Raw genomic sequence first — 21091 nt, forward strand, 5'->3', positions numbered from 1 at the left:
GCTCTTTTTTGTACAACCACATTGGATAATCGAGTTGGATAAACGAAGAGCTTGCAGCAAGAAAAATAGACTTCTAGATAGGCATGTCCAGCCTTATCGAGAAGTCTTCCATTGCTGATTGCTCATAGATCTCAGCTGGCGCTGCAGCTAACCGGTCACATGCACCGAAATATGATGCTCCTTCAGCACCGCTGCCAGCTCCTTGGCTAGCGGGACATCCGTTATGACGCCCCGAAGCTCTGCAAGAGCGGCAATAGAGAATAACGAGGTACGATCTGTTTTGGTATGATCAAATACGGCATATGCCGCTTGCGAACGCTTAATTAGTGCTTTGGCGATTTGCGCTTCCTGCTCCGAATACGTTGTGATTCCTCCAGTTGCGGAAATACCGTCAACACCGATAAACATCTTGCCAATATGCAGATGGGCAACCATCCCTTCGCCTAGCGGGCCGCACAGTTCGAAGCTGTTGTGTCGCATAATGCCGCCCGTTACGACAACTTGAATATCGCTTCCTGCAAGCTCCATCGCGATATTAACCGCATTGGTGACGACGGTTATCCCTCTGCGTGCTTTGAGCAGCTTGGCGATAAGGAAGTTGGTTGTGCCACCCGAGAGCCCGATTACGTCGCCCTCAACGATGAGTGACGCTGCAAGCGCTGCGATATGCTCCTTCTCCAGAATCGACAGGCCTTCCTTCTCTGCGAATGGCAAATCCCTTACGGCATTCAGGCCATCGTACATCGCTCCGCCGATCGTCCGAATGACTGGATGCTCGGCTTCCATTTGCTCTAAGTCACGGCGAGCCGTAGCTTCCGAGCAGCCGAATCGCTCTACCATCTCAGGTATCGTCACTCTTCCCTGCTGCTTTAAAAGCTGCAGAACGGCTTCACGGCGACGCTGTCCCTTATTGCCATTTGCTTCAGCCATTATCAACGCTCCACCCATGCTTTGGTGGACAGCCGCTGCTCGACGACGCTCCACTCGGGCAAAGCTTCCCAATCGCCACGCATTTGTACAACCAATGAGCCATTTATGCTGGCTAATCGCACAGACTCAACCGGTGACAAGCCCTTCATAATACCAGCCAAAAAGCCCGCGCAGAATCCATCTCCTGCGCCAACGGTATCTACGACCTGCTCGGCAGGATAGAAGGGCAAGCTCTCTTCCTGGCCGTTATTCAATACGACAGTCGTATCCCCTCTGCCCTTGATGATCGTAACAGCCTTCAACTGCGTTAATTGTGCTTTCACATGCTCATAGTCATCCGTATCATAAAGGAGCTTCAGCTCGTCCCAGCCTGGCAGGAAGTAATCTGCATCCGCAGCAAACGGCAGCAGCACTTCTCTGGCCTCTTCGATGGACCATAGCTTTAATCGCAGGTTAGGGTCGAAGCTGATAAGAACGCCTGCTTCTTTGGCGATATCGATAGCGCGACGAAGCGTCCTGCGGCAATCCTCGCTAAGCGCTGCGGTGATACCGGTTACATGAAGCAGCTTGGCGCTGCGGATATAATTCTCGTCCAATTGCTCCGGCAGCATGCGGCTGGCAGCCGAATGCTTGCGGAAGTAATGAACGGCCAAACGGCCCGCTACATGCTCACGGAACATCATACCCGTTGGCGCTTCCGTGCTTAGCTGCGCGCGAGATACGTCTACACCTTCGCCGCGCAGCGTTTTGAGAATGATTTTGCCGAACGGATCGTCACCTAAAGAACCAAACCAGCCGACAGAGGCGCCCAAACGCGCAAGCCCGATAGCGACATTGCTTTCCGCTCCGCCGAAGCTTTGCTCAAGCGTCGCAGCACGTTCAATCGACTTATGCTCTTGAGGCATAAAGAGAGCCAGCGATTCGCCAAACGTTACAATTTCCGGTGTTGATACATGCACGTTAATTTCCCCCTACAGCTTTTAATTTGGACGAATACTAGCTAATTTGGTACATTGGGTATTTCATGAAATAAATAATCACGATATATAGAACCAGCACGATGATACTCATGACACGCGCTTTGCTGATATGCGCGGTTGCGCTTTTTCCTTCTTGGATAGAAGCGACCACGAGCTTAAGCGGCTTCGAGATGATCCCGCCAAGCGCAGCGATGGCAAGGAACAGCAAGACGACAATGACCATCCAGGCTACTGTGTAATCTGCCTTTGAGATCAGGTATCCGCCCGTTAGCAATTGTAGAATTAGAAAGTACTGTGCAATGCGATTAGCTGACAACAGTCCCTCTGCAAGACCGCCTTGTCCAACGCCAGCCAAATTGGACGCTTTTCCTACCATAATCGGCAGCACGATATAGAAGCCCATTCCCACTGCTCCCAATACATGCAAAAACACCATAACCTTCTCCATTTTTACTCCTCCTGTTTTGGTAAAACATATTCAGCGAACCACACTTGCCAATATTGTGTATATCGATTAGTTTATCAGAAACGAGATTATTTTCAAATAACAACGCTCCCAGATCCTCCCTATACAGGCCATAATTCCGAGCTTATTTGGAATCGTTCCCGAAATTTTCACACCTTGCTGACATTCACCGTCTGCTAGAAAACGAAGGCGTTAGGATCCTTTCAAACCGTACTTGCTCATTACCCCGTGAATGGCGAAGTACGTAACCTCTTCCGGCAGCGCGTCCTTAATCGGACGAAGCTTCTCTATGCCCTGCTCGCCAATCGTTTGGACGATCAACTCCTCGTATTCAGCAGGAATGATTCTGCTCCAATCGACCTCCTCGCCCTCTTCGGCGCAGCGAATAATATGACCCTCAACCGTTACTTTGCTTAAGCCGCGCTCCTTTGCAATCTCAGCTGGCTCTTGTCCCGCTTGAAAATACGCGAGTGTCGCCAAGTGGCTTGGCTGCTCATCGCTGCCGCTCGCTGTCTTCCCTGAAGCGGCAGGCTGCCTGGCGGCTCTTGGCTCAGCAGGGACAGTGCTGCCGTCTCCTGCCAACGATTGAATGATAGCGATTAGATCGCCCCCGTATTTATCGGCTTTCGCGGCACCGATTCCTTTGACGCCAAGCAATGCATCGACGCTTTGAGGCTGTGCATTGGCGATTTCCCTTAACGTTGCATCGAAGAACAGCATAAACGGCGGAACACCCTCCGAAGCGGCTTTCTCCTTACGCCATTGCTTAAGGGCATCGAATAGCGGAGATGCAGCAGCATGATCGGCTGAAGCAGCCTGCCTTACGGTAGCCCGCACCCTTTGCATAATCGACTCGCGTCCCTCCAGCACCGGAAGCGCGCTTGCAGCCAAGGATACGACCGGATATTGGCCTTCGCTCAGCTTCAAATAACCTTCTGCAACGAGCCAATACAGCCAGTCCGCGATTTCCTTCTCCGGCAGATGGCGCATGAGGCCATATGTAGTCAAACGATCAAGCCCAAACTCGAGCAAGCGCTTATCCTTCGAGCCCTTCAGCACCTTGGCTGCCATTGTCACGCCGAAGCGTCCTCTCATGCGTCCGACACAGGAGAGTGCCATCTTTGCTTCCTCTGTCCGGTTAACGGGCTCGCTCTTGTCGAGGCAGCTGCTGCACTTGCCACAGGCACCTACCCCCGTCTCGCCAAAATAATCAACGATAAACTGCTGCAAGCAGCGCTGCGTACGGCTGAAATTCATCATCGTGTGCAGCTTGGCAAGCTGAATGGACTTGCGATCCGTATCTCCCGTCCCCTGCTCGATGAGGAAGCGCTGCACCTGCATATCAGCCGGCTCAAATAAGAGAACACATTCGCTCTCTTCACCGTCGCGGCCTGCCCGGCCCGCTTCCTGGTAATAGGACTCAATATCACTCGTCATCTGCCAGTGAAGCACGAAACGAACATTTGGCTTGTCAATCCCCATTCCGAATGCATTTGTTGCAACCATGACGCGAATATCATCAAAACGGAATTTTTCCTGCGTATCTGCTCTTTCGGCATCCGATAAGCCGCCGTGGTATTTGCCCGCTTGAATGCCCCTTCGTGTCAACTGCTCATATACGTTCTCCACTTCTTTGCGTGTGGCCGCATAGATAATGCCGGATTGATCTTTGCGTCCTGATAAAAAGTTTTCAAGAAACTTTTTCTTATCAACGCCGGTAACGACGGATAGCGATAGATTAGGCCGGGCAAAGCCGGTTACGAATATGCTGGGCTCGCGAAGCTTTAGCATATCGGAAATATCGGTCGCAACCTCTGTCGTGGCCGTTGCCGTAAATGCCGCAACGAGCGGCCGGTCCTTCATGCGGGCGATCCAGCCTGCAAGCTGCCGGTAGCTTGGACGGAAATCATGTCCCCATTGCGATACGCAGTGGGCTTCGTCAATGGCAATGAGCGGGATGGCAAGCTGCTCCGACAAGGTTTGGAACATTGGCGCGTCAAGCCGCTCCGGCGCTACGTACAGCAGCTTGTACTCGCCCTGCATCGCATTGCGCATCACATCCCGGTATTCTGCCGCTCCTAATGAGCTGTTCAAATACGCGGCAGAAACGCCTACTCTCCGCAGCGCGTCAACTTGGTCCTTCATCAGCGATATGAGTGGAGAAATGACTAACGATGTGCCTGGCAGCAGCATGGAAGGAATCTGGTAGCATATCGATTTCCCGCCGCCGGTTGGAAGTATCGCAAGCGTATCACGCCCATTCAATATGCCCGAAATAATATCTTCTTGTCCTTTGCGGAATGAATCATAGCCGTATACCTTTTTCAGTGCTTGTCTCGCTTGTTCGATCAACTCTCCCACCTCCATAACAACTATAAACCATTCGTACCGCAAACATAAACAGAGAGGACCCTGGCAGCAATCTGTCAGGGTCCTCCCAAACGCATTCGTTTATTTCAACCTGCTTGCAGCACATTTATTAGCCTGTTACCACTTGAATGACATTGCGAACGGATTGGGCAGATTTATCGAGCGCAGCTTTTTCTTCTGCAGTCAAATCAAGCTCAATCACCTTCTCGATGCCGTCCCCGCCAATAATCGCCGGAATTCCCATGAATAAATTGTCATAGCCATATTCGCCTTCAAGCAAAGCGATAACCGGGATAATGCGTTTTTTGTCTTTAAGGATAGCTTCTGTCATTTGAACGAGCGAAGCGGCTGGCGCATAATACGCACTGCCATTGCCAAGCAGGTTCACGATCTCGCCGCCGCCAACGCGTGCGCGTTGAACGATAGCCTCGATACGATCAGCCGGGATTAGCTTTTCAATCGGGATGCCGCCTACGTTCGAGAAACGAACAAGCGGTACCATATCATCGCCGTGGCCGCCTAGCACGAAGCCGCGAACATCTTCAACAGACACGTTGAGCTCCTGCGCAATAAACGTGCAATAACGAGCCGTATCTAGAACGCCGGATTGCCCGATTACGCGGTTTTTAGGAAAACCAAGCGCTTGGAACGCCGCATACGTCATCGCATCAACCGGATTGCTTAAGATAATGACATAAGCGTCTGGGCTGGTCGACTTGATGTTCTCGCATACGGATTTCACGATTCCGGCATTGGTGCTGACAAGATCATCGCGGCTCATGCCTGGTTTACGTGCGATACCCGCTGTAATAATAACGACATCGGAATCCTTTGTATCCTCGTAATTAGCCGTACCGATAATTTGGGCATCAACCCCAAGCACCGGCGTTGCCTCCAGCATATCAAGCGCTTTGCCTTTTGTTGGGTTTTCAAGCGGCGCGATATCAACGAGAACAACGTCGCCAAGTTCCTTCTGAGCAAGCATAAGCGCAGTAGTTGCGCCAGTAAAGCCCGCTCCCACTACCGTGATCTTTTTACGTTTAATCGCCATCTTGAATAAAACCTCCATTAAGAGAATTTCGAACCCACCTAAATCCTCCCTTCCAAGGGAGGACCCCGAGGCGCTGCGCCCTCTGGACACCCGCTGGACTAACGTGGGAGATTAATCGGCGCTTGGTTTAGGACTGTTGAGCTTGGATCGCTTTCGTCCCTTTGGGACACGCTTTACGTTCGCTTGTTGGGAATGTGTCCCTTGTGGGACTTCCATTCCTAGATCAACTGCCAGTGAGAAGTGCAGAATGGGTCCCTTGCGGGACCGACATTCCCAGATCAAAATCGGCTGCGAAGTGCATCCGACATTCCCAAACCAAAAGCGGCTGCTACGTGCTGAATGGGTCCCTTGCGGGACCGACATTCCCAAATCAAAAGCGGTTGCTACGTACTGAATGGGTCCCTTGCGGGACCGACATTCCCAGACCAAAAGCGGCTGCGAAGTGCAGAATGGGTTCCTGCGGAACACCCATTCCCAGATCATGATCATTTGCTACTGCAAAGTGAAGCTTGTGTCCCTTCAGATCACCATGCTTAGGTCAACAGATACAGATAATACGAAGTGTAGAATATGTCTCTTGCGAGACGTCTATTCCTAGAATGAGAACAAGTTCTAGGGATTGAAGCAAAATGTGCCCCTTTCGGGACACATTCTTTGTGGTTTGAACTATTTAGTTAAAGATTGGACTACATGTTTTTGATGATTTGATCAGCGAACTCGGAGCATTTCACTTCAGTTGCGCCTTCCATCAAACGTGCGAAGTCGTAAGTTACGGTTTTGTTGTTGATCGAAGCTTCCATACCTTTATAGATAAGGTCAGCCGCTTCCTGCCAGCCTAGGTGCTCAAGAAGCATTACGCCGGAAAGGATTACGGAACCTGGGTTTACTACGTCAAGGTCAGCATATTTCGGAGCTGTACCGTGAGTTGCTTCGAAGATTGCGTGTCCAGTCAAGTAGTTGATGTTCGCGCCTGGTGCGATACCGATACCGCCAACTTGTGCAGCAAGTGCATCGGACAGGTAGTCACCGTTAAGGTTCAATGTTGCGATAACATCGAAATCAGTTGGGCGAGTTAGAACTTGTTGCAATGCGATATCAGCAATTGCGTCTTTAACAATCAGCTTGCCAGCAGCTTCTGCGTCTTTTTGTGCTTTGTTAGCCGCGTCAGTGCCTTCTGCTTCTTTAATGCGGTCGTATTCGCCCCATGTGAACGTTTCGTTAGCGAATTCTTGCTCAGCCACTTCGTAGCCCCAGTTTTTGAACGCGCCTTCTGTGTATTTCATGATGTTGCCTTTGTGTACAAGGGTAACGGATTTTTTGTTATGTTTGATCGCATACTCAATCGCTGCGCGAACAAGACGCTGCGAGCCTTCTTTGGATACTGGCTTGATGCCGATACCGGATGTTTCTGGGAAACGGATTTTGTTTGCTCCCATTTCATTTTGAAGGAACTCGATCACTTTTTTCACTTCTGCTGAGCCTTCTTGGTACTCGATACCCGCGTAGATATCCTCTGTGTTTTCACGGAAAATGACCATGTCAACAAGCTCAGGACGTTTTACTGGGGATGGTACGCCAGTGAAGTAACGAACTGGACGCAAGCAAGTGTACAGATCAAGCTCTTGACGAAGAGCAACGTTCAACGAACGGATACCGCCGCCGATAGGCGTAGTCAATGGCCCTTTAATGGCAACGATATACTCGCGGATTGCTGTAAGCGTATCAGCTGGCAGCCACTCGCCGTATTCGTTGAATGCTTTCTCGCCGGCAAAAACTTCGTACCAAGCGATTTTTTTCTCGCCGTTATAAGCTTTCTCTACCGCTGCATCAAGTGCGCGTTTCGAAGCTTTCCAGATATCGCGGCCAGTGCCGTCACCCTCGATGAAAGGGATAATTGGGTTGTTAGGTACGTTAAGAACACCATTGTCAATTGTAATTTGCTCGCCTTCTGTTGGAAGCGCGAATTTTTCGAACTGTGCCATGAATGAAATCCTCCTTGGATTGGGATCTGCTTATCGAGCAGATCAAATGATTGGTGTTGCTTGCAATATATAACCTTTCATATGTACAGCAATATAAAAGACTATATGAACGTCTAGGGAACAAACAACTTGTTCGCTCCCTAATCATTGTATCTCAAATAAGCAATTAGCGCTGCTCGATTGGGATATACTTCGCGTTTACCGGTCCAACGTAATCTGCACGCGGTCGAATTAGGCGGTTATCTTGGTATTGCTCAAGGATATGTGCGCTCCAACCAGATACGCGGCTGATCGCAAAGATAGGCGTAAACAGATCGCGTGGAATTTCAAGCGTTGTATAAACGGAGGCGGAATAGAAGTCAACGTTAGGCTTCAATCCTTTTTGTCCCGTTACGAGCTCTTCGATTTTGACGGACATTTCATAAAGCTCCATATTGCCTGTCAATTTGCCAAGCTCACGCGACATTTTTTGCAAATGCTTCGCACGTGGATCGCCGTTTTTGTAAACGCGGTGTCCAAAGCCCATAATTTTGTATTTATTAGCTAGTGCGTTATTAATGAAGCTCTCAACGTTAGCTGCAGAACCGATCTCCTCCAGCATAACCATAACAGCTTCGTTCGCGCCGCCGTGAAGAGGACCCTTCAATGCGCCGATCGCAGACGTTACGCCCGAATAGATATCCGACAACGTTGCAACCGTTACGCGTGCAGCGAACGTAGAAGCATTCAGCTCATGGTCTGCATGCAGCACAAGTGCCTGGTCTAGCGCTTTAATAGCTACTTCAGCCGGCTCTTTGCCAGTCAGCATGTATAGAAAGTTATAAGCGATCGATACCCCTTGCTTAGGAGCAACAGGCTCTAAGCCTTGGCGGATACGCGCAAATGCAGCAATAATAGTTGGAAGCTGTGCTTGCAACTTAATGGCTTTCACTTGGTTCGCTTCTGGAGACATATCGTTAGCCGAAGCATCGTACAATGCTAGGCTGGAGACTGCTGTCCGAAGAGCAGCCATGGAATTTGTATCTTTTGGATATAGCTTAATTTGGTCAATGACGCCTTGGGGTACTGCCGCAAATTCGTCCAATTGCTTCTGCAGACCGTCAAGTTCAGAACGAGTTGGCAATTTTCCGTACCACAGCAGATAAGCGACCTCTTCAAATGTAGCGTTTTCAGCGAGATCGTCAATATCGATTCCGCGGTAGGTCAGTACGCCATCAATTATCGAGCTGATGGAGGACGCCGCGGCGACAATTCCTTCCAAACCTTTAGTTGCTGTCATCGTTCTCTCTCCTTTAACATGGGATTCGTTAACAATAAAAGGGATTCGTTTTGTACCATCGCCTTTAATCATAAATGATTTCGGCACCGAAGTGAACAAATACGGACATAAAAATGCTTTATCGGCATCATTGATTTTTTGAATGGGCTACTTGTCACATTAACACACAATAGCGCGGAAATGCTAGTTTTTCACAATATCTTAGTGTTCCACCTGACATGAACAGATATACGTTTTCACGCACTGGCGTGGGCAAAATGTGGGCAATATAAATAAATCATGACATTGCATTAAGAACACGCGTTCGCATATAATATGAGCATAACGTTAAAGGACGGTGCTCATATGTCACGGAAAAAACTTGAAGGTAACGGGATGTGGGAAAGTAGCAGAATGATGCTGCCTGAACACAAAGTAAGACTGAATCAACTTACTGAAGACGAAAAAAAGAGGCAACGTATTGATTTGGATGAGCAGGAATGGGTAATCATATCACAGCTCGTAGAGGATTCGCTCAAACACCGGCAACTGATCAAACTACAGATGTTCCATGAAACCGAGGAATTAGAAGTCAGCGGCATAGTCGATCGGGTAGATCAACTCAAGGGCCGTTTTATGGTTGATGGCGAATGGTTTGCGATTAAGGATATTGAAGGCGCCAGTCTTGAGGATTGACCGGCAAAAGCTGATTGAGCACCTAGAGCTGAAATCAGAAGAGTTACGTTTGAAGATTGACGGATTTGACGAGGCAAAATGCGTCGATAGTGGTTTGGTATTAATGTGGGTCGCTAAGCAGATCGTTGTAACCCACCTACTGAACGATCTTTACAAAGGTACATTTAATGAAGGATAATTCTCAATTCCGTCGAATTGCTCTTTAAACTAGGAGGGCGATATAATGCGGATAGATGATTATTTGGGGCTTGTTGTTGTATTGGAACTCGATACAATGGTAACACATGAGGGCTATCTTGAGGACGCTGAGGGTACACATGTCAAAGTTTCTAATGGTTCCGAGGTGTGGGTGATTCCGAATGAAGAAATCGTTAAGATTACGCCTATTTTACCCAAGCGATTTAAAAGTGAATAGAGTAAGTAAAAGCCGCTTAGCGAACCATAAATTCGCAAGCGGTTTTTTCAATTCAAATAAATGCTTATCAGGTAAGTTTTTCCATATACCACGAACATGATTATCCAGTAGTCCTATCATACAATTATTCGTACCACATTTAACATTTTCAAGCTAATTTAATTTACACATATCGCCAATTTACAAATTCCATAGTAAAATAGTCACAATCGCAAATTTGAGCAAATACTCCAACCGATGGAGAACAACAAAGGAAAGTGTTTATGCTTACCCCAATGACTGACAGAGAGATATCTAAATCAATATCAAATATTGTAAAGCGATCTGAGAGACAAGAAGATGTGGCACTATTAAAAAAATCATTTACAGATGATGTTGGGGCATATGACCAGATCGACAACAATGAAAATCAAATAATTTATGGAAGACGTGGCACAGGAAAAACACATATACTAAAAGTTCTACAAACAAATAAAGAACCAGAAACAAACATAATTGTTCATTATATTGATTTACGTACCTTAGGAAGTACAAACTCCTTCACAGATAAATCAAGATCTATTTCTCTAAGATGCTACGGACTATTCAAGGATTTGCTAGGCGAGGTCCACAATGCTTTATTACACCATGCAAGTGGATTAAATCCAGATGAGGTAGTAGTTGATTTTGAAGAATTGAACAAGCTTGCTGAGACTGTAACTAATATTATGTTGAAAGAACAAGAGGTACAATTTAATCGACAAGAACATATTGAAACAACAGAAAGTGATGAAGGTTCTTTATCTGTTGATCTCACACAAATTGGAATTACCTTAGGTGGAAGAGACGAGATAAAGCGAGGGAAACAAACTGGTGCATCAATCACTGCGATTCCAAATTATAATTTCGTAATTCCAGATATATCAAGTAAGGTTAAGAAAATTCTTGAAAATTGTAAAATCACAAAGTTCTATTTACTAATAGATGAATGGAGTACAATTGATTCAGAAATACAACCTTTTTTTGCAGAGTTTATTAAAAAAACTTTTTTACCCCTTCCCAGATTTGTAATTAAGATCGCTGCTCTCGAATATCGCTCAAAATTCTTTATTAAAGACACAAGTGGGAATTTTACTGGCTTTGAATTGGGAGGAGATATCTCCGCTGATGTTAATCTTGATGACTACTATGTATACGACAAAAATCCTGAACTAGTCAAAATGGCATTTGGAAAAATTCTATTTTTCCATGTCTCATCCCAATTGCCCGAAAACTACTTACAAAATAATTACGATATAAAAACTTGGGAAGTTTTTGTTTCTAAATTTTTCACTTCTACACAAACTTTTTCTGAAATAGTAAGGGCTGCCGAAGGAGTTGCAAGGGATTTAATTCATATTTTCAATCTTTCATACTTTAGTTCAAGGAGTTCCTCAGACAAAATTGATTTAAAAACTGTAGAACAAGCTGCAAGAACATGGTTTTTGAATGATAAAGAATCTAATCTTTCAGAAAACCAAAATCATATACTAACAAAGATTGTTGATGATGTTATTGGACACAGAAAAGCACGCTCCTTCTTGCTAGAGCAGCAGTACGGCAAAGATGAGATGATAAGATCACTTTTTGACGCCCGAGTCATCCATTTAATGCAAAAAGGTTACTCAGATAAAGATACACGCGGTGTAAGATTTGATATTTATTCTGTAGATTATGGCACTTATGTACACCTTAAGCGAACTGCTAGTCAACCTGAACTAAAACTAGTGTTTGAGGAAGACCTAATACAAGAAAATTCATTATCTTCTAGAAATACTGAGTCACCACAACAAGAACTCATCCTGTTCGAAGATGGAGTACCACATTCTAGTGAAGAAAGAATCGTACCTTTTGATGATAAAAGGAGTATTAGACGAGTCATACTTACAAAGGAAAAACTTAGTATTCCAAATAACCCCTCTTCTTAATTGAAGAATAGGATTCAATAGACAAGCCAACGTTATACTTGGTCATGTCTATTGAATTCTTAAATTTCTGTTATTGACTCATAAGTCGTTGAGCGATAGCGAGCCCTCGCCAGCCTTGTTCAGTAAGCCGTGGATCTAGTATCTTGCCATCTAAATCCACAGAACCAAATTCTTTAACGAACCACACTGGAGTTGGCATAAGATTAGTATGTTTCACCAGCTCCTTTTTAACGTTGGACAACTCCGTGACCAATCCCCTAACCTGTTTCTGCAGCTTATCAAATTCCACTTGTTCAACATTTGTCATCGATTGTTCCTCCTGATTAAATATTGGTTGCAGCACACATGCAACTCTAGCTTTAAACTCCGTCCAACCTGTCCATTTTCCGTCGTCATGCATTAAGCGTGGGCATATCTTTCCACTCCAGTCATAATGCCTACGAAGTCGATCCACGCCCCAACCTCTCTCCTTAAGCATGATAGCCACAAGCTCGACAGCATTGTCCAATATCTTCGCATAGTTACCGCTCTCACACAGTTCTATTCCGATTGAAGTGCGATTACCACTCGCCGTCCCGCTGCCGTCACCTGCATGCCAACCATTCTCGTTAATAGGCAGGCACTCGATCGCACCATGCTCATCAACGACAATATGAAAGGATGCAGTTCGGTTGTTAGTCATGTTTGTCAGCCAGGCCCTTTCGTTTTTCGCTGTACTGGATGGATTGCCCGTATTGTGAATCGTGATCGATGTAGCAGACATAAGCAGTGCAGGACGACGATTGCACGCCGTCCCTTTAGGAATGTGGTCTTTTACATACTTAATTGGCATCCTTAGTCACCTCATCAGCTGACACAACGGTTAGCTCCGGCGTTATGCCGCCGCGCTGCGTCGCTCTTTGCACTTTCTTATCGAGCTCTGACCCAACCCATTTCAGCAAAGCCTCAAGCACATTAAGCGGCAGCCAGTTGCCCCAGCCAGCTCGCACTGAGTTAGCGACCATAGACTGGATAACGTGGTACAGTAGCCCCGCCGTCAATGCACCGAACAGGATACCAGGCAGCTTAAACACAAGGTCTAAGAGATGACCACCTGCAGGAAGCAATAGCATGAACAAAGTACGGGCCACGCCGTCGATCCCGTAGGAGCTGCCGTAGCTCATATCCTTTTTAGCAGCCCTCGTACCGCTGATCCAGTCCATCAAGATAAAAAACAATAGAGCAATCATAGACGTATACACCGCTTCACCAACCCCATACATGAACTCAAATACTGGTACGAATAGAGCTCCGATTGTTGTAAAAATAAAATGATCCTTATTCACGCTGAACGCCTCCTCAAAATAAATAGCCCCGCCGAAGCGGAGCTTTAATAGTTTAAATTTGAAATTTCTTTATATTGCGACTCTGTTATCCATCCCTTAGCAGCAACTGCCCTACGTAGTGCTGATTCGTCCATTTTACCAGCATCCCATAAGCGTTTAATGGAATCAAACATCCCTGCCACCTCCTAGTGCGTCCAGAACCAGCGCATCGATGACGGCTTGTTGAGCTGCTAACTGACCTTCCAGTTGCTCAATTCGGATTTGCTCTGCTGTCTTTGGCGACGGTGCGTTCTCTGCCTCGATTTCTTCCGGCGTTCTGTCTCTAGGCTCTACGTCAATTAGTACACCATCTTCAACAACTAACTGATAAAAGGGATACAACTCAACTACTTTTGAAGCGAGCTCCTTGCCTTCGTCCGTTTTCGTATCTACAAAATGACTGTCAGGATACGTCTCGGCAGATAACCAATCCGATGATTCATAGCTTCCGTTCTTATGCACCACTAACATATTGAACCTCCTTATCTGTAAGCAATATAAAAGTACACCTTGCCACTTTCGTTCGTTTTCGGAGCTCCTGAGCCTGCATTATACGACACAACAAACTTCATCGTACTTAATGGAACAGTCAGTGGTGAGCCGCCTGCAATTGACGTAGCCTGATAACTACTTGATGCCATATGATTAGCCACTTGTTCAATGGTTGGAGCTGCTGCTCTAGCAAATACCATTACATAGCTCGCTAAAAAAGGCAGAGCAATGTCACGCGATGCTGCTCCATCACCAGTGTAGGTACCTAACACATATCCGATACTACTAGGAAGTCCATCTAACTTGGTCTTATCGGCGGAGGTATAGTCTTCAGTAGACAACTGTTTACCCGCAACTTTATCGACCTTATCTGTATTCAGCGCTTCAAGCGATTTGGTCGGCGGAGTAAACCAGTCGGCCTTTCCCGTAATCGCGCGTATCATCGCGCCAATCTTCGAAAATAGGTTAGTAGGGGTATCGGTGTCCGTAGTCCCGACCACGATTGTATCGTTAATCGTACGCATGCCGATTACGATATCTGTAGCCGAACCTGCACCGCCTGCGCCTGTTGCGATACCGTCAAGTTTCACCTTATCTGGAACATCAAAAAAGCCAGCTTCTGTTATAGTCGCTACGCCGTGAGCTGTTCCTCGAGATCCGATATGCGCATTAAGATCGTAACGAGTATTCAAAGCATAAGCCTCATCGAGCAGCAGCTTCCAATCCTGCACACCGTTTTGTGTTTTGATATCTGCAATGTCTTGTGTATTTTTAGACACAGCGCCACCTAGTGTGGATTGGTACGTGACTGTCGTATCTATCACGTTTGATGAATAAAGGTACTTGTCCAGAACTTGATAGGTTACGGTGTATTCGGCTGTTGGGTCGTAATCAGTGGTTGGTACGGATGCCCTAACAAAACCGTATGCGTCAGCGTCGTATACTCTTGTCCACTTATTATCAGGATCTCCGTTTTTATAAATCTGGATGATTTGAGCGGATCTGTTTTTAAGTAGAGATTCCGTATATTGGATGCGATTAATGAAAGCTGTACCCGATCCAACTCGCGGTGTAACTTTCTCTCGAACTATTACCCCCTCTATCAACTCCAATTGATTACCACCAGCCTGCAATGCAATGGCTCCTGTGTCTCCTTCAAACGGTTCCTCAAAGCCTTGCGACAAAACATAGTCAAGAGTATAAGGAGTGTAAGACAGTGTTGCATAGCCTGTCGTTGGCAACGTGGTTACATTTAGAACGACTTCTAACTCCACAAAATCAGTATTGATCGTTGATGCGATCGTTCCGTTCGATGCGTCTGTGTAGGCTAGGAAGTGAACGAAGCCGTTTGCGTCAGGTGAATATGTCGTGAAGTCACTTGTCGAGAACGACAAACTGGCAACAGTACCGTTTGTGTGCGTTTGCGGTGACGCATTCCACGCCGAAACACTTTGTCTCCATCCAGTGAAATACGCCTTGTTTCCAGAAGGCACACTTCCGAAACCGTGCCACCTACAAATAAACTTCGTCACATTCACTTTCAACCACGCTACACGATCCGCAATCGATACCGCAGAACCGAATACACCGACGCCGTAATTGCGGATTACATGTTCGATAAGGTCGAACGAGAATAGCGTTTGCGAAATGTTTCCGTTTCCTGTGTTCGGTAAGTCAAAAACAGCGGCGTTGAGTGTCATTATGCTGTTATACTGTCCTTGACTTAGCTCAACAAAATTACTATTGCTTGGCGCTAGTAAAGACGAGTTCGTGCCGCTGTTACCGCCTGGCGTTCTCTTGACAATGTGAGGATTAGCAACCGTACTTGACGTAATCTTGCCGACGAATTTCGCATTTAGGGTTACTATTGGTGTCCAACTTTTAGTGCCGGTACCATTGTACGGAGTTTCAACATTCCCGTCGTTCATCCTCCAGCCGTTAAAATATGCTTTGATTTCTGACGTTGAAGGAACATACGACTCACCCCAACCACTATCAGCGTTGAACACCGCTAAATTGAAACCCCCTGGCCCGAAATACGCCTGATCACCCGACGAAAATCCCAAGCTAGGAAATAGTATCTGACCGTTATGCTTGGCGACGTTAATATTTATAGAGTTTGGCGAAACGCCTGGAAGGACCGAATGCAAGAAATAAACCGACTTATACCCTGTATAAACAGTTCCTATAATCCACGCCAACGAACCATTCAATAATACACCCGTTTTCCAACGTCGAAATGTTCGTCCAGTGGCTGTATCGTAGCTGTCAGCTATGGAACGATCAATGTTACTGGCAAGCATCGGGAAATTAACGTAATCGTCATTGCGTGTCGTGAAAGGCGTTGCAACGCTGCCTATTTCAAGTTGCCAGTCGCTAAATAAGAAAGTTCCTGCGCCGTTGCTAGTAAAAATAATCTTTAAATTCGTTGTATTAGCATGCGTTGTGAAATTAACAAAGCTTGCCGTGTCAAGAATCGGTATATCTGAAGATACGGTTTTCGTTCCAAAATTATCAAATTGCTGAATCCAGACTCTTCTCAATGAAGTACCCACGTTTAAAGATAGTCTGTACGAAGTACTCCCCATTACTTTTGTTGATAAATCAGAACCACCAGTTCCCGTAAGTGTTAATTGATAAGGTGCATTCACAACGGCGTTCGAGTGAACTATATCAGGAATACCAGCCAGCATATTCTTCCCGATCTTACGGACTGCTGCACCTTGCAAGTGTTTTACACTATCAACATATGGAAATTTCTCAGCAAGCTTATCTCCTGTATATTCAAGATCAATGTCAATTTTTGCGTAATCCGCTGCGGTTACTTCATAAAGAAAGATTTCATCTGCGTAATACACGTTAGTAGCGGCGGAAGCAACTCCGACTCGCATCCTAAATCCTTCACCTACAACCGTATTTGCGATTGGGATCTTTCCATAAACAAATTGCCATGATCCAATAACACTTGTATTGAAGTTAGCCTGATATCTCACATTAGTAGTTGCAAAATCTCGAATTGTTAAATTGAGAGCGCCGTTAGTCCACGACTCTACATAGACCCACATACCAAACACATAACATTTTGTGGCGTCAAGCCTAAAAGGATAGTCTTTTTGTATATTCGCTATGGAGTTTGAACTATTAATTTTAATCGAACTGTTCCCGCTGCGTTTCTGTGTTGAATTCAATTCGACTGAACCAGATAACGCAAACGGTGTTAAGCTCTCGCATCCCCCGTCTTTCCCCAATAAGTTAACAAGTGTACAACCCAGCACCTTAAACTCAGCTGGCGAAGCTTGTGTGGTATTAACTACGTTAAGACCCCTTTTTATAGTGGCAGGTATTGTGGAAGCCTCAGACTGTGCTGCCTTTAGAGCCGCAATGTCCGCTTTAGCCGTTATAAGCTCAGGAATCGAATCAGACCCTCCCTCATTATGGCTGCTTCCGTGTGCACCTGGCGTTGTTGTCCCAGTAGCTGTAATCGTCGCAGTCTTTGTACCTGGATTAGTCGTAACTGTGATGCCGATACCACCAGTCAACGTAAGCGTATCTGTTTTCCCAGTCGCTTCTATGTTATTGACCTTGGCAAAAGCGTTCTGGTTTACTTCTGCTCCGGTAGCAACTCCATTAAGCTTGCTTCTTTCAGCTGCTGTGTAATCTTCAGTTGAAAGCTGCTTTCCTGACACTTTATCCACTTTGTTATTCCATGCAGTGCGCTCCTCAGCTGTAAGGTGGCGTACATTATCATCTACATGTGACTTGGTAGCCGCCAGAGTAATGTCTGGCGTATCAAATGGATTCGCCTTACCGGTAATCGCTTTGAAATATTTGGCGATCCAGCTCCATATTTGAGTCACTGTGCCGGTCAGTCCGTATGCAGTAGCTGTGTTTGGATCAGCCGTGCGAGTACCGACTACGGTATCGGTTGCCGATCCAGCTCCACCAGCTCCAGTAGCAATACCTGCAAGCTTGTCCTTTTCGGCTTGCGTAGTGTGGATGGCGGCATTACCGCTGTGTGTCGTCAGATTGCTCTGCACCGCATTCGTCTTTGTGGTCGCATCAGTGGCTGCAGTAGTTATCGCAGAGTCAACCTCAGCCTTACGGGCAATATCGTCCGACGCAGCTGGAGCCGCAACCTTCGCCCGTCCCGACGCATCTCGTTGCATAATGCGGCTGGCCGCCGCTGCTGATGTAGATCCATGGGCAGCATTTGCGCCAGTGTGTGTGTCCAGGTCACCTTGTACACCGTCAAATCCCTCATTGATCTCGGTGTAGGAATCGCTTATACGTTGATTACCTTGCAAATTCGTATAACGGTTAGCCATGCTTTTCAACTCCTTTCCGTAGTTGATTCAGACGTGCTTCACAAGCCTCATGCACACCAAGCAGGATTGCCTCCTCCTGCCCCTGGTGATAAGGCACAATGGCCTGTATAACTGCACAAATCTCTGTTACGGGCTTTAACGGATCGATCGCAATGTTTAATACGTGCTGCACTTGTGCCATATTAAGCCTCCTTCAAAGTAAAAGAGCCGCCCATTGGACGACTCTTGTTGGTTATTGTTTTTCTAGCTCAGCTAGTTCCTTTTTCAATTCGTCTGCTTCTATTTTAAGAGATTCAATTTCTAGTTTGTAGGCTTCCTTTTGTTGTTCCGTTAAAGTATCTGCTTGGCTAAACCCAATCATTATAATTTCACTATTCCTATCATCGATTGCTGCGCCTCTTTTTTTAATTTCTGCGATTCTTTCCTTTTTCGTGTCGGTTTGTGTTTCCACGGGATTAGTAACCTCTCCTTTAGGTGCGCCGAGAACGACCTTTTTATTAACAAACCCAACTTCGAACCCCGCAGCCTCTCCGATCACACGCACTGGCGCATAACTCGATCCGTTGACAATGATCGCCGTGCCAAGCTTCACACCGTTAACTAGCACATCTGTTTCACCACTTATCTTTTTTCCTACAAGACTAATAGAATCAGCAGCTGCCCCCACTCCGAACGTTAAAACTGAACCTATCATGATCCCAATTGCAATATATCCTATCTTTTTCATGTCTAAACCCTCCGCGATGGTATTTTTTGTCTAGTATACCATCTAGTTTTGAGAGTGGGAATGAGATGGGACATTAATCCCTCCCCATGTAACGGAACCACCGCCTGCAGTTGCTAATACTGTTCCTACAGGAATGCCTCCGTTAAGCGAAGCAGCACCAGCCGAACTTGTGGAAGAACCCTTCGTTGCTTTACCAGCAATTATTATTGATAGGTTATTAAGTGCTGCCGCAAGGCTCTGACTGTCCCCCCTACTGTACAATTGAGACCAGCTTGGAATTGTGACAGCATTCCCCGATCCAGGCCTAAACCCTATATCATGAGAAGATTGAATAGAATACTCAGTCCCGAACAGACTTGAAGCAAATATTATTCCATTTACTGTTCCATCCGTTGAGTGGAGCGCAGGTGATCCGAATAAACTTGAAGTAATTTCTGAATACACGTTTGCTGATAGTAACGCCCGAAAGAAATCCCCTGTATTACTCATCTCAGCTCGCGGATACTGCCCGGCAGGCTTTGTCTGAATCAAGGATCCTGTCACTGTACCTCCTACAAATGAAGAAGCCGTAATTGCACCACTGAAGCTGYCGCTCGCCGCCACAAGCTGACCAGTAAACGTACCCGACGCGGCTTGTAAAGAGCCTGCAAATGTACCGCTTGCTGCCTGTAACTCTCCTTTGAATGTACCTGTAGCAGCTTGAAGCAATCCGGAAAACACTCCATCAACGCCTTCCAACGTCCCAGTGAACTTTAACCGATTAGCTTGTGCATCATAATGCAAGGCGCTGCTACCGTTTACCTGCCAGTCCATGACATCAGAGTTAAGTGTCAGCTTACTTTTGCCATCCTCACGCTGGACGACGATGCCATCAGTTCGACTGTGTGAAACGCCATAATAGGCTTTGTCGTATTTAACCGAATCTTTGTTTATACGGTCAATTTGTTGCGTCAATGGGCCTTTCATGACAAATTCACTTTTCTGCTCAGATTTGGACGGACTCTCTATACGCATCTTGAGCCCGCCGCGATAGCTGAACACCTGATGCATAATAATAGTTTGGTATTTTGCCACTCCGTCCCACGGCAAATGAGTGTCCTGCCAAGGTGACTGCGTATCCAGCCATGTTCCGCCTTCATAACGCTCAATACCGAGCCTATCACCGGGCTCCAATTGCGGATAGCCTCGGGCGTCCATGTCGACTGGCATATAGCTAAAGCCATTTAACCTCGCATACAGCGCATTTGTCATGGTCTGCGTCATAAACGGATTGGTTACATGCAGCGTGTGGTTCTCGTCACCGCTTCCTGCTTCGTAGGTCAGCTTATCCTCCTCGTCATATGTCACTACAAATCGTGTGTATGTCTTGATCGGATTAAGCTGCTTTATCCGTACATAGTCAGCTCCAGTCATTGACCAGACAGGATTGTCAGCAACCGCGAATCGTCGAAATTTGATCGTTCCATCTTTGCCAACAAACACGCATGCGCTATTGGCCGAGGCGATATACCCCAGCACCTGCCGCATGCTAAAGCCAGCTGGCCCTGCTTTTATCTGATAGGACGGATTAATTTGTACGCTGCTATCGTAGGTGTAACCCAACATGCTGCATATCTCGTCCCAAACAGCTTGTTGCGATGTCGGGTAACTTAATGCGCTAATGTAAGGCGTGTCAGCCCATACGAGCCTGTCGTAGCACGTAAACACCCAAACATCATTAACCTGCTTACGACTATCGACGTAAAACTCGCCAAGCGGCATGCCTGATTGATCACCAAGCCAAGTAACATTCATACCTTGCCACGGATACACAGCTTGATCCCAAGTTAAAGAGGATAGCGACTGGGAGAGGTACAGTCTAATCCGAGCATTTCCAGAGATAACATTTTGTGTCCGCAAGGTGATCGTCAGCATACCGAGCACTTTTGTACCGAGTTGGAATTCTTCGCCGGCACGTATGCTGTTTTCTATTTGGAAATCTACGATTTGAGCATGATTGTAAGTCACGCCGTCAATGTCTGCGTAAATTTGAAAGTCCCGATCCCTACGCCGCAACTGGTCTAAAAACACCTCAGATATCGGATACATG

At 46.5% G+C, this 21091-nt stretch carries 18 protein-coding genes; 3 read left to right on the forward strand and 15 right to left on the reverse strand.

Annotated features, from left to right (window positions below; genetic code table 11):
* Positions 1–147: 147 nt before the first annotated feature.
* The 7 genes from AB4Z29_RS00200 to citZ form a co-directional block, all read right to left on the reverse strand.
* A complete protein-coding gene (locus tag AB4Z29_RS00200) occupies positions 148–930 on the reverse strand; it encodes a DeoR/GlpR family DNA-binding transcription regulator (protein WP_441941166.1) in 783 nt (260 codons plus the stop codon).
* Positions 931–932: 2 nt separating this feature from the next.
* Positions 933–1889, reverse strand: coding sequence for a sugar kinase (locus tag AB4Z29_RS00205; RefSeq protein ID WP_441941167.1), 957 nt, complete (start codon positions 1887–1889; stop codon positions 933–935).
* 37 nt (positions 1890–1926) lie between these two features.
* Positions 1927–2358 (reverse strand): hypothetical protein, encoded by a 432-nt coding sequence (locus tag AB4Z29_RS00210; protein WP_441941168.1) that lies wholly within the window; start codon positions 2356–2358, stop codon positions 1927–1929.
* A 210-nt stretch (positions 2359–2568) separates the two neighbouring features.
* Positions 2569–4728, reverse strand: coding sequence for a DNA helicase RecQ (gene recQ, locus AB4Z29_RS00215; protein WP_441941169.1), 2160 nt, complete (start codon positions 4726–4728; stop codon positions 2569–2571).
* 127 nt (positions 4729–4855) lie between these two features.
* Positions 4856–5797 carry a malate dehydrogenase gene (mdh, locus tag AB4Z29_RS00220; RefSeq protein ID WP_441941170.1) on the reverse strand — a complete coding sequence of 314 codons (942 nt, stop codon included), beginning with the start codon at positions 5795–5797 and terminating at the stop codon, positions 4856–4858.
* A gap of 686 nt (positions 5798–6483) precedes the next feature.
* Positions 6484–7779: an NADP-dependent isocitrate dehydrogenase gene (icd, locus tag AB4Z29_RS00225; RefSeq protein ID WP_441941171.1), complete on the reverse strand. Its 1296-nt coding sequence runs from the start codon at positions 7777–7779 to the stop codon at positions 6484–6486.
* Positions 7780–7945: 166 nt separating this feature from the next.
* Positions 7946–9058 carry a citrate synthase gene (gene citZ, locus AB4Z29_RS00230; protein ID WP_183557492.1) on the reverse strand — a complete coding sequence of 371 codons (1113 nt, stop codon included), beginning with the start codon at positions 9056–9058 and terminating at the stop codon, positions 7946–7948.
* Positions 9059–9403: 345 nt separating this feature from the next.
* On the opposite strand from citZ, the gene AB4Z29_RS00235 reads away from it, so the two are divergent.
* From AB4Z29_RS00235 to AB4Z29_RS00245, 3 genes are all read left to right on the forward strand, one after another.
* On the forward strand, positions 9404–9733 hold the full coding sequence (locus AB4Z29_RS00235) for a YolD-like family protein (RefSeq protein WP_441941172.1): 330 nt from the start codon (positions 9404–9406) through the stop codon (positions 9731–9733).
* A 223-nt stretch (positions 9734–9956) separates the two neighbouring features.
* A complete protein-coding gene (locus AB4Z29_RS00240) occupies positions 9957–10148 on the forward strand; it encodes a hypothetical protein (protein WP_441941173.1) in 192 nt (63 codons plus the stop codon).
* 263 nt (positions 10149–10411) lie between these two features.
* Entirely contained in the window at positions 10412–12094 is a 1683-nt protein-coding gene (locus AB4Z29_RS00245; RefSeq protein WP_441941174.1) for an ORC-CDC6 family AAA ATPase, read from the forward strand.
* A gap of 70 nt (positions 12095–12164) precedes the next feature.
* Here the strand turns inward: AB4Z29_RS00245 and AB4Z29_RS00250 are convergent, their stop codons facing one another.
* Genes AB4Z29_RS00250 through AB4Z29_RS00285 form a run of 8 tightly spaced genes read right to left on the reverse strand, consistent with a single transcriptional unit; the run spans position 12165 to position 21090 of the window.
* Positions 12165–12926, reverse strand: a complete 762-nt coding sequence (locus AB4Z29_RS00250) for a peptidoglycan recognition protein family protein (protein ID WP_441941175.1) — start codon at positions 12924–12926, stop codon at positions 12165–12167.
* Positions 12916–13419: a phage holin family protein gene (locus AB4Z29_RS00255; RefSeq protein ID WP_441941176.1), complete on the reverse strand. Its 504-nt coding sequence runs from the start codon at positions 13417–13419 to the stop codon at positions 12916–12918. Before AB4Z29_RS00255 ends, AB4Z29_RS00250 begins: the two co-directional genes overlap by 11 nt.
* 44 nt (positions 13420–13463) lie before the next feature.
* Positions 13464–13592, reverse strand: a complete 129-nt coding sequence (locus tag AB4Z29_RS00260) for an XkdX family protein (RefSeq protein WP_441941177.1) — start codon at positions 13590–13592, stop codon at positions 13464–13466.
* Positions 13585–13929, reverse strand: a complete 345-nt coding sequence (locus tag AB4Z29_RS00265) for a hypothetical protein (protein WP_441941178.1) — start codon at positions 13927–13929, stop codon at positions 13585–13587. The genes AB4Z29_RS00260 and AB4Z29_RS00265 overlap by 8 nt, the downstream gene beginning before the upstream one ends.
* 11 nt (positions 13930–13940) lie before the next feature.
* Entirely contained in the window at positions 13941–18275 is a 4335-nt protein-coding gene (locus AB4Z29_RS00270) for a hypothetical protein (protein WP_441941179.1), read from the reverse strand.
* Entirely contained in the window at positions 18268–18456 is a 189-nt protein-coding gene (locus AB4Z29_RS00275; protein ID WP_441941180.1) for a hypothetical protein, read from the reverse strand. The genes AB4Z29_RS00270 and AB4Z29_RS00275 overlap by 8 nt, the downstream gene beginning before the upstream one ends.
* Before the next feature lie 51 nt (positions 18457–18507).
* Positions 18508–19002, reverse strand: a complete 495-nt coding sequence (locus AB4Z29_RS00280) for a hypothetical protein (RefSeq protein ID WP_441941181.1) — start codon at positions 19000–19002, stop codon at positions 18508–18510.
* A 42-nt stretch (positions 19003–19044) separates the two neighbouring features.
* Positions 19045–21090 (reverse strand): hypothetical protein, encoded by a 2046-nt coding sequence (locus AB4Z29_RS00285; protein WP_441941182.1) that lies wholly within the window; start codon positions 21088–21090, stop codon positions 19045–19047.
* Position 21091 lies beyond the last annotated feature (1 nt).

It is taken from the genome of Paenibacillus sp. 2TAB23 (assembly GCF_052115165.1).
GTDB lineage: Bacteria > Bacillota > Bacilli > Paenibacillales > Paenibacillaceae > Pristimantibacillus.